The following is an 18,051-nucleotide window of genomic DNA, read 5'->3' as shown; positions in this document are numbered from 1 at the left end:
GTGGAGATAGGCGGTGACTTCGGGATTTCCTGGATGGTGAAGCTCAGGCGGGCAGCCTCCACGCTCTTCGCCGTCGCGATGGCGGCTATCGCCAGTGCCCTGGCGGCAGGCTATTTCTTTACCGATGGGGCGCAGTGGATCGATCTGGTTCGGATCGCGCTTTTGGCCCTGAGCACGGCCTGGCTTGCCTGGGGTGCCGCCCTGGCCCTGAATGGCCTTCTGAGCCGGCGTTTCGAGGGCCGGGAAGACGTCCGCGCCGGCGAAGCTGTGAAAGCGACGACCGCGATCCTGGTGCCGATCTACAACGAGGAGCCGGCCAAGAGCTTTTCCCATGTGGCGGCCATGGCCCGTTCGTTGCACGCGGCGGGCGGCGCCGGACGGTTCCACTTCGCGATCCTGTCCGACAGCAACAATCCTCGAGCCGTGCAGGAGGAGGAATTCTGGTTCGGCCGCCTGCGGCAGGAGATGGGGCCGGATTTTCCCCTCTTCTATCGCCGCCGTCCGACCAATCCGGGCAAGAAGGCCGGCAACATCGCCGACTTCATCCGCAGTTCCGGGGCGCTTTACGACTATCTGATCATCCTCGACGCCGACAGCCTGATGGAAGGCGCGACGATGATGGAGATGGTGCGGCGCATGGAGGCCGATCCGGAGTTGGGGCTGCTGCAGACACTGCCGAAGGTGGTCCATGCGCGCTCACTCTTCGGCCGGGCGATCCAGTTTTCAGCCTCCTACTACTCGCCGGTCTACGCCGCAGGCGTGGCCACGCTCCAGGGCCGCGAAGGGCCGTTCTGGGGACATAATGCGATCACCCGGACGCAGGCCTTCGCGCAAAGCTGCGGCCTGCCGGAACTGCCGGGAAAGCCGCCTTTCGGCGGGCATATTCTCAGCCACGACTTCGTCGAGGCGGCACTCCTTGCCCGCAACGGGTGGAAGGTGCGGATCGACGCCGATCTCGGCGGCTCCTACGAAGAAGGGCCGGACAATGTGGTGGACTATGCCAAGCGCGACCGGCGCTGGTGCCAGGGCAACCTGCAGCATAGCCGGCTGATCGGTGCGCCGGGGCTGAAGTTGTGGAGCCGCTTCGTCTTCCTGCAGGGTATCATGGCCTATGTCGCCGCGCCGCTATGGGCGCTGTTCCTTCTCGCCAGCATCGTTGCGCCCGCCATGCAGGTGATCCCGGACTATTTCCCCGTGCCCGGCCTTCTGCCGGTGTTTCCGCGCGTGGCGCAGGAAAACGCGCTGGCGCTGCTCAGCGGCGTCTTCGGCCTTCTGATCGGGCCCAAGATCCTGGTCGTGCTGGACGGCGCGCTGAGCGGCCGTAACAGGCAGTTCGGCGGCACGCTGCGATGTTTCCTCAGCGTGATCTGCGAGATCGTCTGCACCAGCATTCTGGCGCCGCTGATGATGCTGTTCCAGACGCGCTCGGTCGTCGAGGTCATTTCGGGGGCCGATGGCGGCTGGCCGGCGGCCAATCGCGAAGCGAACCGCGTCAGCCTTTCGGAGGCCTGGTCGGCGAGTTGGTGGATCGTCGTGAGCGGCTCCATCACCATCGGGGCGGCCTACCGGCTGGCGCCCGATTACCTGCCATGGGTGATGCTGGTTGCAGGCCCGCAGCTCGTTGCGCCGTTGCTGATCTCTTGGACTTCGTTCTCTGGTGCCGCGCTCGGTCGCCGCTTCGGCTTGTTCGCGACCGCCGAGGAACGGTCGGTTCCGGCGGCCGTAATGCTGCAGGAGGACCTGCTGAAGCGGTGGAGATCCTCGTCACTCCCGGCCATACAGGATGAGGTGCCGGTAGCGCACGCCGCGCTGCAGGCGGGTGAAGGAAGCCCTGAATGAGCGCCCCCTTCATACCCGGCGCGGGCGAGCGCGACGTGCGGCTCGACGTCTTCCGCGGGCTCGCTCTCCTGACGATCTTCATCAACCACGTTCCGGGTAACGCGTTCGAGCGCTTCACGTCGCGCAATTTCGGCTTCTCGGATGCTGCGGAGGCCTTCGTCCTGATGTCAGGAATTGCCGTCGGCCTTGCCTATTCCCGAGGCTTCAGGACCGGCGATGCGGGGCAGGCCGTGCTCCGTGTCTGGCGGCGGGCCGGCACGCTCTATGTGACACATGTCGTGACCTCGGTGGTCGCGATTGCGATCATCGCGTGGGGCATCCTTTATCTCGATGCCATCGAGATAGTGAAGAGGGTCAATTTCACGCGGCTGCTCGACCGTCCCCTGTCGGCCATGATCGGCCTGCCGACGCTCGGGCACCAGATAGGGTATTTCAACATCCTGCCCCTCTATTTCGTGCTGCTTCTCATCTCGCCGGTCTACATCCTGATCGGTCTGCGAAATCGTTGGGCGATGGTCGGATGCGCGGCGTTGATCTGGCTCGCGGCCGCGCATTTCCGCATCAATCTGCCCAATTTTCCCAACCCGGGAGGCTGGTTCTTCAACCCGTTTTCGTGGCAGCTGATCTATGTTGTGGGCATCGCCGGCGGGCTGGCCGTGGCTGACGGGCGGAAATTCGTTGCCTTCCGCCCGGCGCTTTTCTGGGGCGCCAGCGCATTCCTGCTTTTTTCGCTGGTATGGATGAAACTTCGCATGGGCGGGCTGCCCGGCAGTTCCATCCTGCCCTACTATATTTCGGGGTTCGACAAGACATTCCTGTCGATGCCACGTTTCCTCCACGCGGTGGCGCTGGCCTATGTGGCGACGAACATTGCGGGGATGGGCGCTTTCCTGTCGCGGCGGGCTTTCGCGCCCATTGCACTGATGGGGCAGAACGGGCTGGCGGTGTTCGCCACAGGTTCGGTGCTGGCGATCGCCTTTCAGGTGCTGCGCACAAGCTATGAGATGAGCGTTCTGGAAGATGGAGCGTTGCTTCTGTCGGGCATCCTCCTGCAATATTGCGTGGCATTGTTCCTTTCCACCGTCTCGGAGAAGAAGGCCCGGAGGCGGAAGGCGGTCGGAGAAGCGACTACTCCTTCCAAGACGCCGCTGGTGCAGGCATAGATATCCAGATCATGACGCTTCTTCGCATCGTCATGATCTGTTCTGCCGGCGGAGCGTGATCTTTCCCGAAAACCGCTGTGCGCTTTTCGTCATCGCGCTCCGTCAGAGCCAGTCAGGCAGGGAATCGAGGCCGATCAGGTCTTCGTAGCTGGGGCGCGGACGGGCCACGTGGTAGCGGTCGCCGCTGACGATGACTTCGGGCACGAGCAGGCGCGAATTATAGGTGCTCGCCAGCACCGCCCCGTAGGCGCCCGCCGTGCCGATCGCGATGAGATCGCCGGCCTTGAGCACTGGAAGATCGCGGTCCTGCGCGAGGAAGTCGCCTGTCTCGCAAACGGGGCCGACGACATCTGCGTTCATCCGCCCGGCGTCGGGACCGGGCTCGGCAACCGGCCTGATCGCATGATAGGCCTCATAGAGCGTCGGCCTGATCAGATCGTTCATCGCCGCGTCGACGATGACGAAGTTCCGGGCGTCGCCTTCTTTCACATAGATGATCTGGCTCACGAGGATGCCGGCATTGGCCGCGATCAGCCGCCCCGGCTCGAAGATCACCTTCAGGCCGAGCCGCTTCACGTGCTTTTGCACGACCTGGGCATAGGCGTCGGGAAGGGGCGGGGGCAGGTTATCTTCCTGGTACGGCACGCCGAGCCCGCCGCCCAGATCGACATGCTCTATCGCATGTCCGTCCGCGCGCAGCGTCTCGGTCAGATCGGTCAGCAGCGCGAATGCGTCGTCGAAGGGCTGCAGCTCGGTGATCTGGCTGCCGATATGCATGTCGATGCCGGCCACGCGCAGCCCCGGCAGCCGGGCGGCGCGTTCGTAGGCGGCCTTCGCATCCTTCCAGGGAATGCCGAACTTGTTTTCGGATTTGCCGGTGGAGATCTTCTTGTGGGTCCGGGCGTCGACATCCGGGTTGATGCGCAGCGACACGGATGCTGTGCGGCCGAGCGCCGTGGCCCGCTGCGACAGCATTTCCAGCTCCGGCAGGGATTCCACGTTGAAGCACAGGATGCCGGCCTCCAGAGCGAAATCCATTTCGCGGGCGGTCTTGCCGACGCCGGAGAAAAGGATCTTGTCGCTGCGAATGCCCGCCGCCAGCGCCCGCCGCAACTCGCCTTCCGAAACCACGTCGGCGCCGGCGCCGAGATTGGCGAGGGCCTTCAGGACCGCCTGGTTGGAATTGGCCTTCATGGCGTAGCAGATGAGCGCGTCCAGCCCCGACAGAGCCTCGGCGAAAACCCGGTAATGCCGCGTCAGCGTTGCCGTTGAGTAGCAATAGAAGGGAGTCCCGACGGCGGCGGCTATGTCCGGCAGGGCTATATCCTCGGCGTGGAGGATGCCGTCACGATATTCGAAATGGTTCACGTCGGGCGCTTTCGCTGGATAAAAGGCCTTAGATCAGGCCATCGAGAATGAAAGGACGGTCCTCGACCGGCTTCTCGGGCTCAGGCGGCAGGGGCTTGTCGTCGCGTTCCGCCTGTTTCCTGGCCTCGATGGCAGCGTCATAGGGCGTATCGAGATCGGCCTTGCGGCCGCAGGCGGCAAGCGCAAGCGCGGCGCTGAGGGCGATAAGGGCGCAAATTCTGCTGGCGGTCATGTTCCGTCCGTACGGCCTGTGACTGTGGAAGGGGCTTTCTAGCCGCTTTTCGCGGCGCTTGCATCCCGTTTCAGTCGCTTCTTCCAGTTGCGTATCTGCCGGCGCACTTCTGCGGGCGCCGTTCCGCCATAGGAGGTGCGGCTTCTGACAGAGTTGGAGACCGACAGCACCGAGAAAACGTCATCGGTGATGGCCGGGTTGATTGCCTGCAACTCTTCGAGCGACAGTTTTTCCAATGCGCATTTTTTCTCTTCGGCCAGCGCCACCGCGCGGCCGGTAGCATGGTGGGCGTCGCGGAATGGCAGGCCAGCTTCGCGCACCAGCCAGTCAGCAAGGTCTGTTGCCGTGGAATAGCCGCTGCCGGCCGCCTTCTTCATGGCCTGCCTGTTGACCTCGAGATCGCCGATCATGCCGGTCATCGCGGCCAGCATGAGATCCAGCGTCTCGGCCGCGTCGAAAACATTTTCCTTGTCTTCCTGCATGTCCTTGGAATAGGCGAGCGGAAGCCCCTTCATAACGGTCAGAAGGCCGATGAGATCGCCATTGATGCGTCCGGTCTTGGCGCGGATCAGCTCAGCGGCATCGGGGTTCTTCTTCTGCGGCATGATCGAGGAGCCCGTGGAGAAGGCATCGGAGAGCCGCACGAAGCCGAATTGCGGGGTCGACCAGATGACGATCTCCTCCGCGAGACGGGACAGATGGGTCGCGCAAATGGCGGCGACAGACAGAAATTCCAGCGCGAAATCGCGGTCGGACACGGTGTCGATGGAATTGCGCGTGGGCTCGCGGAAGCCCAGCGCTTCCGCCGTCATGTGCCGGTCGATGGCAAAGCCGGTGCCGGCAAGCGCGGCCGCGCCGAGCGGGCATTCGTCGAGACGCTCGATCGCATCGCGCACGCGCGAGCGGTCGCGGCCGAGCATCTCCACATAGGCCATGAGATGGTGACCGAAGGTGACGGGCTGCGCAGTCTGAAGATGGGTGAAGCCGGGCATGATGGTGGCGGCGTGCTCCTCGGCTCGGGCCAGGAACGCCCCGAGAAGCCGGCTCAGCGCCTGGTCGGTCCGCTCCAGTTCCTCCTTCACCCAGAGCCGGAAGTCGAGCGCCACCTGGTCGTTGCGCGAGCGGGCCGTGTGCAGGCGGCCGGCGGCGGGGCCGATGAGCTCGGCCAGACGGGCCTCGACATTCATGTGGATGTCTTCGAGCCTTGCCGAAAACTCGAAAGTTCCGGCTTCGATCTCTGACAGGATCGTGTTGAGGCCGTGAGCGATCTTCTGTTCGTCTTCCGTCGAAATTATGCCAGTTTCAGCAAGCATAGCCGCGTGCGCGAGGCTGCCACGAATGTCTTGCGCATACAGCTTCCTGTCGAAGTCGATGGACGCGTTGATGGCTTCCATCACGGCGTCCGGACCTGAGGCAAAACGTCCGCCCCACATGCGGTTGCTGGCTTTGTCTTCGCTCATCGTGATAACCGGGTCCTGGAGTGATTTTATGCCGAACAAGAAATTGACCAAGCCGGCGTTTCGAATGGCCGCAATTGCCGCGGCCGCAGGCATCGTTGCCGGAGCGATTGCCGTATACGTCATGGGTGCCGCCGATGGCAACAACGGCGCGACGGCAAATGTCGGCGCGGCCACGCTGGCCAAGGTCGCCGCAATCGACCCATATATAACGGGAGAAGTCGCGGCCATGCTGCCGGCCGATCCGCCGCGCCCGCTCACCGACCTTGCCTTCAACGGCCCGGACGGCCAGCCGCTGACGGTGGCTGATTTCAGTGGCAAGACGCTTCTCATCAATCTCTGGGCTACATGGTGCACGCCGTGCCGCGAAGAGATGCCGGCGCTCGATGCACTTCAGCAAAAACTCGGCTCCGATGCGTTCGAGGTCGTGGCTGTCAATGTCGACCTCGGCGACGACGCTAAGCCGAAACGCTTTCTGGAAGAGACCAACATCACGGCGCTTGCCCATTATCGCGACAACAAGATGAAGATTTTCAACGACCTCAAATCCCGCGGGCTGGCGCTCGGCCTGCCCGTCACGCTGCTGCTTGACGGCGAGGGGAATCTGCTCGCCCATATGAACGGGCCGGCGGCATGGGACAGCGCGGATGCGGAGAGGCTGATCGAGGCGGCGGTGGCCACCCCCGAAGGCTGACGCACGCCTTGCTTGACGCGCTTCATGCGAACATGACTTTTCAGCGTTAAAGGAGGCAGCCTATGTTTCGATCTGGAGCAATTTCATTGGCCGGCATGGCAGTTCTTGCAGGCGCCGTCACGAGCGGGCATGCGAGCGAGGTCAATCTTGTGCTGCCCGGCGAACAAGAAGTCGAGGAGATCCGCGTCGACTACGATTGCGGCGCCTTCCAAATGACCGTCGATTACGTCAATGCCGGCCCCGTCTCGCTGGCGGTGTTCGTGGTCGACGACCGGCCGGTCGTCGCGTCGAATGTGATCTCCGGCTCGGGCGCCCGCTATGCGGGCGATGCCTTTGTCTGGTGGACAAAGGGCAAAACCGCATCTCTTTTCGACCTGGCGGCTGGCGAGGACGCCCCGCCGCGGGCCGAATGCGAGGAGATCTCGGGCTGAGGACCACCTCCCATCCGGAACCCTGTCGTCTGCCGGCGCATTCCTGCTATATTGAAGGCAGTCCCGCGTAGCGCTGGTATCGCGGAAGGCCATTGCCATCGCAAGCGACGTTAACTTGCGGCAAGGGCGCAGCCAAACGGAGGCAGCAGGTGGGCTTCACTGAATTTCGACGCAACAGGATGACGAAGCCCATATTCAGCTGGGCCTCGCGCATCATGCCGCCCATTTCGGAGACGGAGCGGGAGGCGATCAATGCGGGGTCCGTGTGGTGGGATGGCGCGCTTTTCACCGGCAATCCCGACTGGAACGAATTTCTTGCCATGCCCCCCGCCACGCTTTCGGACGAGGAGCAGGCCTTTCTGGACGGCCCGGTGCGCGAACTATGTGCCATGGTCGACGACTGGAAGCTCAACTGGGTCGACCGGGACCTGCCCAAGGCCGTCTGGGATTTCATGCGCAAGAAGAGGTTCTTCGGCATGATCATCCCGAAGGAATATGGCGGGCTCGGCTTCTCGAATACGGCGCATTCCGAAGTCGTTCGCACGGTCTCTTCCACCAGCGTGGTTGCGGGCGTGACGGTGATGGTGCCGAACTCGCTCGGGCCGGGCGAGCTGCTGATGCATTTCGGCACGGATGAGCAGCGCGATTACTGGCTGCCGCGGCTGGCCGATGGCCGCGACATACCCTGTTTCGGCCTGACGTCGCCGGATGCCGGCTCGGACGCGGCGGCGATGACGGATTCAGGCGTCGTCGAATACGGCACCTGGAAGGGCAAGAAGACGCTCGGCGTGCGCCTCAACTTCCATAAGCGCTATATCACGCTCGGGCCTGTCGCCACGGTGATGGGGCTGGCCTTCAAGATGCACGACCCGGAGAACCATCTGGGGCGCGGCGAAGACCTGGGCATAACGGTGGCGCTGCTGCCGACCAATACGCCCGGCGTCAGCTATGGCGAGCGGCATATCCCGCAGTTCACTTTTTTTCAGAACGGTCCGCTCTATGGTAGGGATGTTTTCATCCCGCTGGAGCGGATATTGGGCGGCGAGAAGCAGATCGGCCAGGGCTGGACGATGCTGATGACGGCGTTGGCGGCCGGCCGCAGCATCTCCCTTCCTTCCCAGTCCGCCGCTTCTGCGGCCATGTGCGCGCGGGCGACCGGGGCCTATGCGCGGGTGCGCACCCAGTTCAACGTGCCCATCGCCATGTTCGAGGGCATCCAGGAGCCGCTGGCCGAAATCGTCGGTAACGCCTATCTCATCGACGCCGCGCGGCGGGTGACGCTGGCCGCGCTGGATGAAGGACACAAGCCTTCGGTCATCTCGGCCATCATGAAATATCACGCGACCGAGCGCATGCGCCGCTCCATCGAGCACGCGATGGATATCCACGGCGGCAAGGCGATCATAGACGGTCCTCGCAACTATCTTGGCAGCGCCTACCGCTCGGTGCCGATCGGCATCACGGTCGAGGGCGCGAACATCCTCACCCGCAATCTGATGATCTTCGGCCAGGGCGCCATCCGGTCGCATCCCTATATGCTGGAGGAATTGCTCGCCCTTTCGGACGACGACAGGGAGCGCGGGCTCGATGCTTTCGACAAGGCGTTCTGGAAGCATATCAGCCACGCATTCAAGAACACGGGTCGCGCCTTCGTTCGCGGCTGGTCGGGCGGACATGTGGGACCGGCGCCCGCCGATGCCGCCATGCCCCGGCACTGGAAGCGACTGTCGCGCTATGCCAGCGCCTTCGCGCTCGTCGCTGACCTCGCTCTGATGACGCTCGGCGGCTCGCTGAAGCGGAAGGAACTGATCTCGGCCCGGCTCGGCGACATATTGGCCGAGCTTTATCTGCTGGCAGCGGTTCTCAAGCGGTTCGAGACGGAGGGGCGCCAGGCGGATGACCGGCCGATCGTGGACTATCTCATGCTGGAGGGCGAAAGCCGCATCGGGCGCGCCTTCCGCGGCGTTCTCGACAATCTTCCGGCGCGGTGGGCGGCGTGGCTGACGCGGATCGTAGCCTTTCCCATGGGCGTTCCCGATCCCGCTCCCTCCGACCGGCTGATTTCGAGGCTCGCCGGCATCATCACCCGGCCATCGACGCAGCGTGACCGGCTGACGCCGGGGCTTTATCTTGGTGAAGGGCATGAGGAGCATCCGATCAAGGATCTCGAGGAGGCGTTCCGGCTGGTTGCGGATGTCGCGCCCATCGAAAAGAAAATGCGCGACGGGGGCGAGCATGATGCGGAAGAGGCACGTCGCAAGGGACTGATCACAGCGGCTGAGTTCGATCATCTGGCGCAGGCGCGCGAGGCGGTTCAGCGGGTCGTCGCGGTGGACGCCTTTCCCATGGACGAAATCTCGCCCATCGCCAGCCAGCACAGACGAGCGGCCAACCGCCGGGCGGTGCGGCGGCAGGCGGCAGAATAGAAAAATCAGGCGCAGGTAACGCGATCTTCATAGATGGCGACGCATTCTGTCCGATCATGTTCAGGGGGCATGTATGGGATTGTTAGCGACACTGCGCGGCATGTCTGCCAAAGGCCGGTGGAAGCTCGCGAGTTGGACGATAATCGGCACGGCCGGTTGTGTCGGCGTGGCCATCATCATCAACGTCATGTTCTTCAGGGCCTTTGGCGAAGAGGTTCTGACACGCGCTCTCCTTTCGGCGATCATCATCCCGATTGTTCTGGCCGGCCCGCTGTTCTTCTATCTGACCCTGAAGCTGCGCGAGCTCGTCATCGCCAACTACAAGCTGGCCGATGCCGCGGCCATCGATTTCCTGACGAACTGCCTCAACCGAGGTGCGTTCTCAAAGCACGTGGAAGACTGGCTGATACATCGCGGCGGTGAGGAGTGTTTGGCGAGCGGAGCCCTGCTCGTCATCGACGCGGACCACTTCAAGAAGATCAACGACCGTTTCGGCCATCACGAAGGCGACGTGGCGCTGAAGGCGATTGCCGGCGCGATCCAGTCAGTGGTGCGCAAGGACGACCTCGTCGGCCGTCTGGGCGGCGAAGAGTTCGGAGTGTTCCTGCCGGGCGCGACCGAGCATGCAGCCGCCGGCGTTGCCGAGCGCGTCCGACAGGCGGTCTGTGACGTGGCGTTCTTGCCGCGTGGCAAGGAATGCAAACTGTCGGTGAGCATCGGCTGCGCCGCGTTCGACCGGAAGACGGGGTTCAGCGAACTGTTCCGGGTGGCGGACGAGCGGCTCTATGAAGCCAAGAACGCTGGCCGAAATCGAGTGGTACTGGGCGCTCTTGGTGAGGCCCAGCAGCCGGTCCCATTGCTGCATTGAGGCGGTTCTACCGGGTCGGCACCGGCGGGTCTTCGCGATAATCGTAAAAGCCCCGGCCGGTCTTGCGGCCCAGCCAGCCCGCTTCGACATATTTCACCAGCAACGGACACGGGCGGTACTTTGAATCGGCGAGGCCTTCATAAAGCACCTGCATGATGGACAGGCAGGTGTCGAGGCCGATGAAGTCGGCGAGCTGCAAAGGGCCCATGGGATGGTTGGCGCCGAGCTTCATGGCGGTGTCGATGGCATCGACCGATCCCACCCCCTCATAGAGCGTGTAAATGGCCTCATTGATCATCGGCAGCAGGATGCGGTTGACGATGAAGGCGGGAAAATCCTCGGCCACGGTGATGGTCTTGTCGAGGCTTTCGACAAAGCTGCGCGCGGTCTCGAAGGTATAGTCCTCCGTGGCGATGCCGCGAACCAGCTCCACCAGCTTCATCACGGGAACCGGATTCATGAAATGAATGCCGATGAAGCGCTCAGCCCGGTCCGTCTGCGCGGCCAACCGCGTAATGGAAAGGGAGGAGGTGTTGGAGGCGATCAGCGCTTCCGGATTGAGCAGAGGGCAAAGTTGCGTGAAGATCTTGCGCTTGACCGTCTCGTCTTCCGTGGCGGCTTCGATGATGAGATCGACATCGGCAAGCTCATCGAGCCTAGTCGCAGGGGTGATGCGGCTGAGGGATTCCTGCCGGAGCTTGTCCTCCATCTTGCCGGAAGAGACCTGGCGGGCCATGTTGCCGCTGATCGTGGCAATTCCGGCCTCGATCCGATCCTCCGAAAGGTCGTAGAGTTTGACCTTGTAACCGGCCTGCGCCGCCACATGCGCAATGCCGCTGCCCATCTGGCCGGCGCCGACAATGCCAACCGTCTCAATTTTGCCCGTCATCTCACCGATCCCGTCGCAGGGCGTGAACCGCCCATGCCTGTTTATTGTTGCAGCGCAAACTATAACATTTTGCAGCCCGGTGGAATCTCCTGATAGCCGCACGCGTGCGGAAAAGGAAAGCGGAGCAGACCGGCCGCCCCGCTTTCGGCATCTTGCGCGCGCCTCCCGCGCGAATCAAGCCGCTCGCGCCTGCGTATCGGCCTGTGCCAGGGCCAAGAGCCAAAGCGCCGTGAGCGCGGGCGAACGCAGGGCGCTTTAAAGGGCCTTCTCAAGCTCCGGCAACACGTCGAACAGGTCGGCGACGAGGCCGTAATCGGCGACCTGGAAGATCGGCGCTTCCTCGTCCTTGTTGATGGCGACGATGACCCTGGAATCCTTCATGCCGGCCAGATGCTGAATGGCACCTGAGATGCCGCAGGCGATATAAAGGTCAGGAGCGACGACCTTGCCGGTCTGGCCCACCTGCCAATCGTTCGGCGCATAGCCGGCGTCGACGGCGGCGCGGGAGGCGCCGACGGCGGCTCCGAGCTTGTCGGCGACGGGGAGGATGACTTCCTCGAACTTCTCCGCTGATCCGAGCGCCCGGCCGCCGGAAATGATGATCTTGGCGGAGGTCAGTTCCGGACGGTCGCTTGCGGCAATGCGGTTCTCGACGAAGGACGAGAGGGCGGGATCAGCCGCCGCCTCTACGGTTTCCACGCCGGCCGAACCGCCTTCGCCGGCAGGCTGGAAGGACGAGGTGCGGATGGTGATGACGCGCTTGGCGTCGGTCGATTCCACCGTCTGGATGGCGTTGCCGGCATAGATCGGGCGCTTGAACGTCTTGCCGTCGATCACTTCCACGACATCCGAGACCTGCATGACGTCGAGCAGGGCGGCCACGCGCGGCATGACGTTCTTACCGGTGGTGGTGGCGGGCGCGACGAAGGTGTCGTAGCCGTCGGCGAGCCCCACGATCGTGGCGGCAAGAGGCTCGGCCAGGCGCTCGGCCAGCGCTGCGCTTTCGGCCAGCAGCACCTTGCGCACGCCGGCCAGCTTTGCCGCCGCGTCTGCCGCCGCCCGGGCGTCGTTGCCGGCGACGAGGATGTCGACGTCCGAGCCGAATTCTGAGGCGGCAGAAAGCGTCTTCGCGGTCTGCTCGGACAGCGACTGGTTGTCGTGTTCTGCGATCAGGAGAATTGCCATTGTCGTTCCTTTCCTATCGCGCGATCAAAGCACGCCGGCTTCGTTCTTGAGCTTGTCGACCAGTTCGGCGACCGACCCCACCTTGACACCCGCCTTGCGGCCGGCCGGCTCCTCGGTCTTCAGCACCTTGAGGCGCGTCTTGAGCTCGACGCCGTAGTCGCCGGGCTCCTTCAGGTCGAGCGGCTTCTTCTTGGCCTTCATGATGTTGGGCAGGGAGGCGTAACGCGGCTGGTTGAGGCGCAGATCGGTGGTGACGATGGCCGGCAGCTTGAGCTCGACCACCTGCAAGCCGCCGTCCACTTCGCGCGTGACGGTGGCCTTGCCGTCGGCGAGTTCGACCTTGGAGGCGAACGTGCCCTGGGACCAGCCGAGCAGGGCGGCCAGCATCTGGCCCGTCTGGTTCGCGTCGTCGTCGATCGCCTGCTTGCCCAGGATGACGAGTTCCGGCTTCTCCTCTTCGGCCACGGCCTTGAGGATCTTGGCGACGTCCAGCGGCTCGACCGTCTCGTCGGTCTTGACCAGGATGGCGCGGTCGGCGCCCATGGCGAGCGCGGTCCGCAGCGTTTCCTGGGCCTTTTCAGGGCCGATGGAAACGGCGACGATTTCCTCGACCTTGCCGGCCTCCTTCATGCGGATCGCCTCCTCGACGGCGATCTCGCAGAACGGGTTCATGGCCATCTTGACGTTAGCCAGTTCGACGCCTGAACCGTCCGCCTTCACGCGCGGCTTCACATTCGCGTCGATGACCCGCTTTACCGGTACAAGGACTTTCATGCGCATTCACCCTTTCTGACGAAATTTCACAGCGCTGGATAACAGCTATGGGACCCGACCTTTAGCCGAAAGCCGACATGGTTGGGGAAAAAGCAGACATCGCCGCGACGGCTGCCCGTTCACCCTGCCGCGGCGCAGGTTCTGCCGGAAGCGGCGGGACCGTAGAGACGCTTGACGCGCACGTCAATAGCGTGGCACGGCCGGCTCCGGCCCTAATCGATTAGCGCCCCCAATGCGGCGGCGGCCGGGTGTTCTCGGTCGGTCGGGGCGCGTCGAGTTCGGCTGCTTCGGGCTTGACGATCTGCCGGTCGAACAGGGGAACGCCGCGACGCCGCATGAGGACGACGAGGGCGGCGCCGGCAAGGATGCCGCCGATATGTGCAGCCCAGGAAACCTGGTTCTCGCGGTCGAGCGCGAACATGACGAACTGGTAGACGATCCACAGTGCCAGGACGAAGAAAGCCGGCACGCGCAGGGGAATCCGGGCGAAGGCCAGTACCCAGACCTTGACCCGTGGATGCAGCACCAGATAGGCGGCCACGATGCCCGCCACGGCTCCCGACGCGCCAATCAGCGGCGCCTGGGAATCGGGAACCACCATGCCATGGAAGGCAGCGCCCGCGATGGCGCAGGCAAGATAGAAGATCAGAAAGCGAAAATGGCCTAGCGCATCCTCGATATTGTCGCCGAAAACCCAGAGGAAAAGCATGTTTCCGCCCAGATGCAGCGCATCGGCATGCAGGAAGGAGTAGGTGACATAGGTGAACGGGGTGGGCACGAGTTCCAGTTCTGGCGGCAGCACGGCCAGATCGTATGCAACGGACGGGATGTAGCCGAGGCCAAGGGCAGTCGCCTGCGCTAAGTCCGTGCCCCCGAGCGAGGTCATCAGCCACACGAGGACGTTGATCGATATGATCGTCAGCGTCACGTATTGGCGCTTGATGTGGGTGAGGCTATTGGCGTCGTGCAGCGGTATGAACATCGGGACCTCCCCCAGCCCCGAGCCGGGTCACGCTCCGCTCCGGGTCTCGAATACCAGGCCATCTGCCTGGCCGCAGCGAATTCTCAAACAGTCTTTTAGCGGTTTTGACCCGGAACCCATAGCACGTCGTTCGCGCCGTTGTCATTGACCGCGCGGGCAGCCACGAACAGGAAGTCGGAGACCCGGTTGATGTAGCGGACGGCGTCGGCGCCGACGATTTCATCGGGCTTCCGCGACAGGGCGATCATCAGTCTTTCGGCCCTGCGTGCCACCGTGCGCGCCAGGTGCAGATGGGCGGCGGCAGGCGAGCCGCCGGGCAGGATGAAAGATTTGAGCGGCGACAGAAGCGCATTGAGCGTATCGATGTCCCGCTCCACGCGCTCCACCTGTGAGGCAACGATGCGCAAGGGCTCGTAGGCAAGTTCCTTGCCGGTGTCCGGCGTGGCCAGGTCGGCGCCGAGATCGAACATGTCGTTCTGAACCCGCATCAGCATCGCATCGATCTGCGGCTGCGATCCGGTGTGCAGCCGCGCCATGCCGATGCAGGCATTGGCCTCGTCGACGGTCCCGTAGGCCGCAACCCGCAGATCGCTCTTCAGCCGCCTTTCACCGGTGCCCAACCCCGTGGTGCCGTCATCGCCGGTGCGGGTATATATCTTGTTGAGCTTGACCATTGCCGTCAGCCGCCTTCGGAGCGAGCGTAGTACATTGCCAGCACGATGAGCACGATCGCGACGAACTGCAAGACCACGCGCGCCTGCATCAGCTTGTTCGACGTGTTGCCGGAGCCGCCGCGCATCATGTTGATGAGCCCGCGGATCAGCACGAAAACAACGGCGATCATGACGAGGACGGCGAGAATATTGAATGCTGTGGACATGGTTTCGGTCTCTTTCGTGGCTGTGCGAACCGGCTTTCCTCCGGAACCGCGTGAGATCAACTAATCAGGCCGCCAAAGGTTTGGCCGGGGACGGAAAAGGCCGCTTGAGCCGACGCCGGCCGGGCAGCTGGGATGTGAGTGTATGAACGGTGCCACGGGTCATGCCTGGGTAGAGAGGAAGCGATAGAAAAGGTTGGCGGGAAGGAGGCGCTTGAGTGCAGCCCCGATCTTCGCCGGCTTGGTGACGAGATAATGCGGACGCGGGCGCGGGTGAAGAAGCGCATGGCGCAAAACCGCGTGAACTGCTTCGGGACCAAGCTTCATCCGTGATCGGCTGCCGCCCGACCGCATGCGCTTGAGCTGGGATTCGTATTCGTCGCGATAATGCGAATGATCGCTATCGATGTTGCGCTCGAACCAGGTGAGAGCGTTGGAGGCGAAGCGGGAATCAATTGGACCGGGCTCGATGAGCGAGACGTGGATGCTGGTGCCCGCCAGTTCCTGGCGCTGGCAAAGCATCAAGCCCTCCAGCGCGTGTTTGGAGGCCACATAGGCGCCACGGTACTTGGCCGGCAGCAGGCCGAGGATAGAGGAGCAATGTACAAGCCGCCCGTGGCCTTGGACCCGCATGGCCGGCAGTACCCGCCTGGTCAGGTCATGCCAGCCGAAGAAATTCGCCTCGAACTGCTCGCGCAGGGCTTCGACCGGCAGATCCTCCACTGCGCCGGGCTGTGCATAGGCGCCGTTGTTGAAAAGCGCGTCCAGCGTGCCGCCGGTACGCTCCAGCACGGCCTTCACCAGCGCCTCGATCGAGTTGGCGTCGCGGTAGTCGAGATAGAAGACCTCAAGGCTGTCCTCTTCCAGTGCGGCAATATCCCTCGGTCTGCGCGCCGTGGCGAACACGCGCCAGCCTTCCTTCGCAAGCGCTCGGGCGCAGCAGGCGCCGATGCCGGACGAGGCGCCGGTAACGATTATCGTCTTTTTCGAATTCATCTTTCGATGACCTGCCCGTGCTGCTTGCCTATAAGCTGGTGTTTCACATATTCGGACCGGCGGAACAATCGAGAGGTGAAGCGTGCGTACCATCGTGGCTATCCGCCGCATCCTGGGAGATGCGTTCGGCCATTTCAACGCCGACGACGGCTGGGCCATGGCAAGCCACGTGGCCATTTCGGCGCTGATGGCGCTGTTTCCCTTTCTGATCTTCGCCACGGCGCTGGCCAGTTTCATGGGCGCGGACGCCTATGCGGAGGATGCCGTCGATCTTATTTTCGATACCTGGCCACAGGAGGTGGCCGAGCCGATCGCGGAGGAGGTGCACAATGTGCTTGGCGTGCGGCGCGGAGGCGTGCTCACCTTCGGCGTGGTGCTGGCCGGCGTCTTCGCCTCCAACGGGGTGGAGGCGCTGCGGCTCGCGCTCAACCGGGCCTACCGCGTTCGCGAGCAGCGCTCGATCTTTTTCCTGCGCATGCAGAGCCTGCTGTTCGTGCTGGTTGCAACGATAGGCTTCCTGACCATCAGCCTGCTTCTGGTCGTGGCACCCGTCGTACTGGAGATCGCGAGCGACAATCTGGAGTGGCTCGCGCCCTATGCCGGCACCATAACCTTCTGGCGCTACACGATCGCGCTGGCGATCCTGGTGCTGGCGCTGGTGCTGGTGCATCTGTGGCTGCCGGGAGGAAAGCGTTCGGTGTTGGACGTGCTGCCCGGCATCGCCTTCACGCTGCTGGGCTCGCTGCTCGGTTCCAGCCTTTTCGCGGCCTATCTGAGCCGGTTCAGCAGCTATGCCAACACTTATGCCGGGCTGGCGTCGATCATGATCGCCGTGGTCTTCCTCTACATACTTTCGGCGATGTTCATCCTCGGCGGAGAGCTGAACGCGGCCATTATGCGCTACCGGGAAGCCCGGCGCGCCGTGATGGACGCAACGTAGAGAGCGCAACGCCGAAGGTGGTGACGGCGATGCCGGCCATCTGCACAAGGGTCAGCGTCTCGCCGAACAGGTACCAGGCCATGACCGCCGTGACGGCCGGCACGAGGTAGAAAAGCGAGGCCACCCGCGCCACCTCGCCCTTCTCGATCAGGAACATCAGCAGGAAGATCGCGCCGACCGACAGGACCAGCACGAGCCAGGTCATGGCGAAGATCAACTCGCCGTTTATGATGAAGCGGCGATCCTCCAAAAACAGCGAGGCGGTAAAGACGACGACCCAGCCGCCGGCATATTGCCACAGCGTGCCGGAAATCAGGTCGGTGTTGACGACGAAGCGCTTCTGCCAGACGGTTCCCGCGCTCATGGCCAGGACGGCGATCAGCCCGGCCGTCACCGTTGCCGCGGTGACGCCGCCGTAGACCGCGCCCAGCTTCGGCGCCAGGACGATGGCAACGCCAATGAGGCCGACGGCGAGACCCAGCCAGTGGCGCGCGCTGACCTTCTCGCCGACGAAAACGCCGGCCAATATGGCTGTCAGCATGGGCTGGAGGCCGATGATGAGGCCGGCCAGGCCGGCGGGCAGCCCGTGGGCGATCGCCCAGAAGACGCCGCCGAGATAGACCCCGTGCATGAGCATTCCCGCGATCGCCGCATGGGCGCCCACCCGCGCGGGAATCCGCCTTGCGCCGAGAAAGGGGATGAACGCCAGCAGGAGAAAGAAAGTGATGGCGAAGCGAACCCAGAGGAACGTGAACGGGTCGGCCCATGGCATGGCATAGCGCGCGCCGATGAAGCCGGTGGCCCAGAGGACGACAAACAGCGCCGGAACCACGCTGGATGCGCGGGGTAGTGAGGCCAAGGCAAGGTGTTCCTGTTTGCGGGGGTCTTATGAACATTGAGTGCGCAAGGAAAACGAAAGTTTTTCATGCC

18 protein-coding genes are annotated in these 18,051 nt (G+C 63.5%); 7 read left to right on the top strand and 11 right to left on the bottom strand.

Features of this window, described 5'->3' with window-relative positions:
- Positions 1–33 precede the first annotated feature (33 nt).
- Together mdoH and NTH_RS07930 are read left to right on the top strand one after the other, a co-directional pair.
- The gene (mdoH, locus tag NTH_RS07935; protein ID WP_338529511.1) at positions 34–1,839 is read left to right on the top strand and encodes a glucans biosynthesis glucosyltransferase MdoH; all 1,806 of its coding nucleotides are present in this window, start codon (positions 34–36) and stop codon (positions 1,837–1,839) included.
- Positions 1,836–3,002: an OpgC family protein gene (locus NTH_RS07930; protein WP_338529510.1), complete on the top strand. Its 1,167-nt coding sequence runs from the start codon at positions 1,836–1,838 to the stop codon at positions 3,000–3,002. Before mdoH ends, NTH_RS07930 begins: the two co-directional genes overlap by 4 nt.
- Positions 3,003–3,104: 102 nt before the next feature.
- On the opposite strand, the gene lysA is transcribed toward NTH_RS07930, so the two are convergent.
- From lysA to argH, 3 genes are read right to left on the bottom strand one after another with little or no spacing between them, the layout of a single operon-like run.
- Positions 3,105–4,370 carry a diaminopimelate decarboxylase gene (lysA, locus tag NTH_RS07925; RefSeq protein WP_338529509.1) on the bottom strand — a complete coding sequence of 422 codons (1,266 nt, stop codon included), beginning with the start codon at positions 4,368–4,370 and terminating at the stop codon, positions 3,105–3,107.
- A gap of 28 nt (positions 4,371–4,398) precedes the next feature.
- Entirely contained in the window at positions 4,399–4,602 is a 204-nt protein-coding gene (gene lptM, locus NTH_RS07920; protein ID WP_338529508.1) for an LPS translocon maturation chaperone LptM, read from the bottom strand.
- A 38-nt stretch (positions 4,603–4,640) separates the two neighbouring features.
- Entirely contained in the window at positions 4,641–6,062 is a 1,422-nt protein-coding gene (argH, locus tag NTH_RS07915; RefSeq protein WP_338529507.1) for an argininosuccinate lyase, read from the bottom strand.
- A 28-nt stretch (positions 6,063–6,090) separates the two neighbouring features.
- On the opposite strand from argH, the gene tlpA reads away from it, so the two are divergent.
- The 4 genes from tlpA to NTH_RS07895 all read left to right on the top strand — a co-directional run bounded on the left by tlpA (position 6,091) and on the right by NTH_RS07895 (position 10,478).
- Positions 6,091–6,753, top strand: a complete 663-nt coding sequence (gene tlpA, locus NTH_RS07910; protein ID WP_338529506.1) for a thiol:disulfide interchange protein TlpA — start codon at positions 6,091–6,093, stop codon at positions 6,751–6,753.
- A 95-nt stretch (positions 6,754–6,848) separates the two neighbouring features.
- A complete protein-coding gene (locus NTH_RS07905; protein WP_338531834.1) occupies positions 6,849–7,184 on the top strand; it encodes an MliC family protein in 336 nt (111 codons plus the stop codon).
- Between the two features lie 149 nt (positions 7,185–7,333).
- Positions 7,334–9,610 (top strand): acyl-CoA dehydrogenase, encoded by a 2,277-nt coding sequence (locus NTH_RS07900; RefSeq protein ID WP_338529505.1) that lies wholly within the window; start codon positions 7,334–7,336, stop codon positions 9,608–9,610.
- 100 nt (positions 9,611–9,710) lie between these two features.
- A complete protein-coding gene (locus NTH_RS07895) occupies positions 9,711–10,478 on the top strand; it encodes a GGDEF domain-containing protein (protein ID WP_338529504.1) in 768 nt (255 codons plus the stop codon).
- 7 nt (positions 10,479–10,485) lie between these two features.
- Here NTH_RS07895 and NTH_RS07890 read toward each other — a convergent pair whose 3' ends face one another.
- From NTH_RS07890 to NTH_RS07860, 7 genes are all read right to left on the bottom strand, one after another.
- A complete protein-coding gene (locus NTH_RS07890) occupies positions 10,486–11,367 on the bottom strand; it encodes a 3-hydroxybutyryl-CoA dehydrogenase (protein ID WP_338529503.1) in 882 nt (293 codons plus the stop codon).
- Positions 11,368–11,622: 255 nt separating this feature from the next.
- Positions 11,623–12,552: an electron transfer flavoprotein subunit alpha/FixB family protein gene (locus NTH_RS07885; protein WP_338529502.1), complete on the bottom strand. Its 930-nt coding sequence runs from the start codon at positions 12,550–12,552 to the stop codon at positions 11,623–11,625.
- 24 nt (positions 12,553–12,576) lie between these two features.
- Positions 12,577–13,326: an electron transfer flavoprotein subunit beta/FixA family protein gene (locus NTH_RS07880; RefSeq protein ID WP_338529447.1), complete on the bottom strand. Its 750-nt coding sequence runs from the start codon at positions 13,324–13,326 to the stop codon at positions 12,577–12,579.
- Between the two features lie 220 nt (positions 13,327–13,546).
- Positions 13,547–14,308 (bottom strand): rhomboid family intramembrane serine protease, encoded by a 762-nt coding sequence (locus NTH_RS07875; RefSeq protein WP_338529501.1) that lies wholly within the window; start codon positions 14,306–14,308, stop codon positions 13,547–13,549.
- A gap of 95 nt (positions 14,309–14,403) precedes the next feature.
- Positions 14,404–14,982, bottom strand: coding sequence for a cob(I)yrinic acid a,c-diamide adenosyltransferase (locus NTH_RS07870; protein WP_338529500.1), 579 nt, complete (start codon positions 14,980–14,982; stop codon positions 14,404–14,406).
- Between the two features lie 5 nt (positions 14,983–14,987).
- Positions 14,988–15,188, bottom strand: coding sequence for a twin transmembrane helix small protein (locus NTH_RS07865; RefSeq protein WP_338529499.1), 201 nt, complete (start codon positions 15,186–15,188; stop codon positions 14,988–14,990).
- A 159-nt stretch (positions 15,189–15,347) separates the two neighbouring features.
- Positions 15,348–16,181, bottom strand: a complete 834-nt coding sequence (locus tag NTH_RS07860) for an SDR family oxidoreductase (protein WP_338529498.1) — start codon at positions 16,179–16,181, stop codon at positions 15,348–15,350.
- 82 nt (positions 16,182–16,263) lie between these two features.
- Here NTH_RS07860 and NTH_RS07855 point away from each other — a divergent pair, with 82 nt between their 5' ends.
- The gene (locus NTH_RS07855) at positions 16,264–17,121 is read left to right on the top strand and encodes a YihY/virulence factor BrkB family protein (protein WP_338529497.1); all 858 of its coding nucleotides are present in this window, start codon (positions 16,264–16,266) and stop codon (positions 17,119–17,121) included.
- Here the strand turns inward: NTH_RS07855 and NTH_RS07850 are convergent.
- Positions 17,075–17,980, bottom strand: a complete 906-nt coding sequence (locus NTH_RS07850) for a DMT family transporter (protein WP_338529496.1) — start codon at positions 17,978–17,980, stop codon at positions 17,075–17,077. The two genes, NTH_RS07855 and NTH_RS07850, sit on opposite strands and share 47 nt — an antisense overlap.
- Positions 17,981–18,051: the final 71 nt, after the last annotated feature.

Origin of the sequence: Nitratireductor thuwali (assembly GCF_036621415.1) — a bacterium.
Lineage (GTDB): Bacteria > Pseudomonadota > Alphaproteobacteria > Rhizobiales > Rhizobiaceae > Chelativorans > Chelativorans thuwali.
Note: the sequence above shows the minus strand (reverse complement) of the source record. Positions and strands in the feature narration are given on the sequence as shown.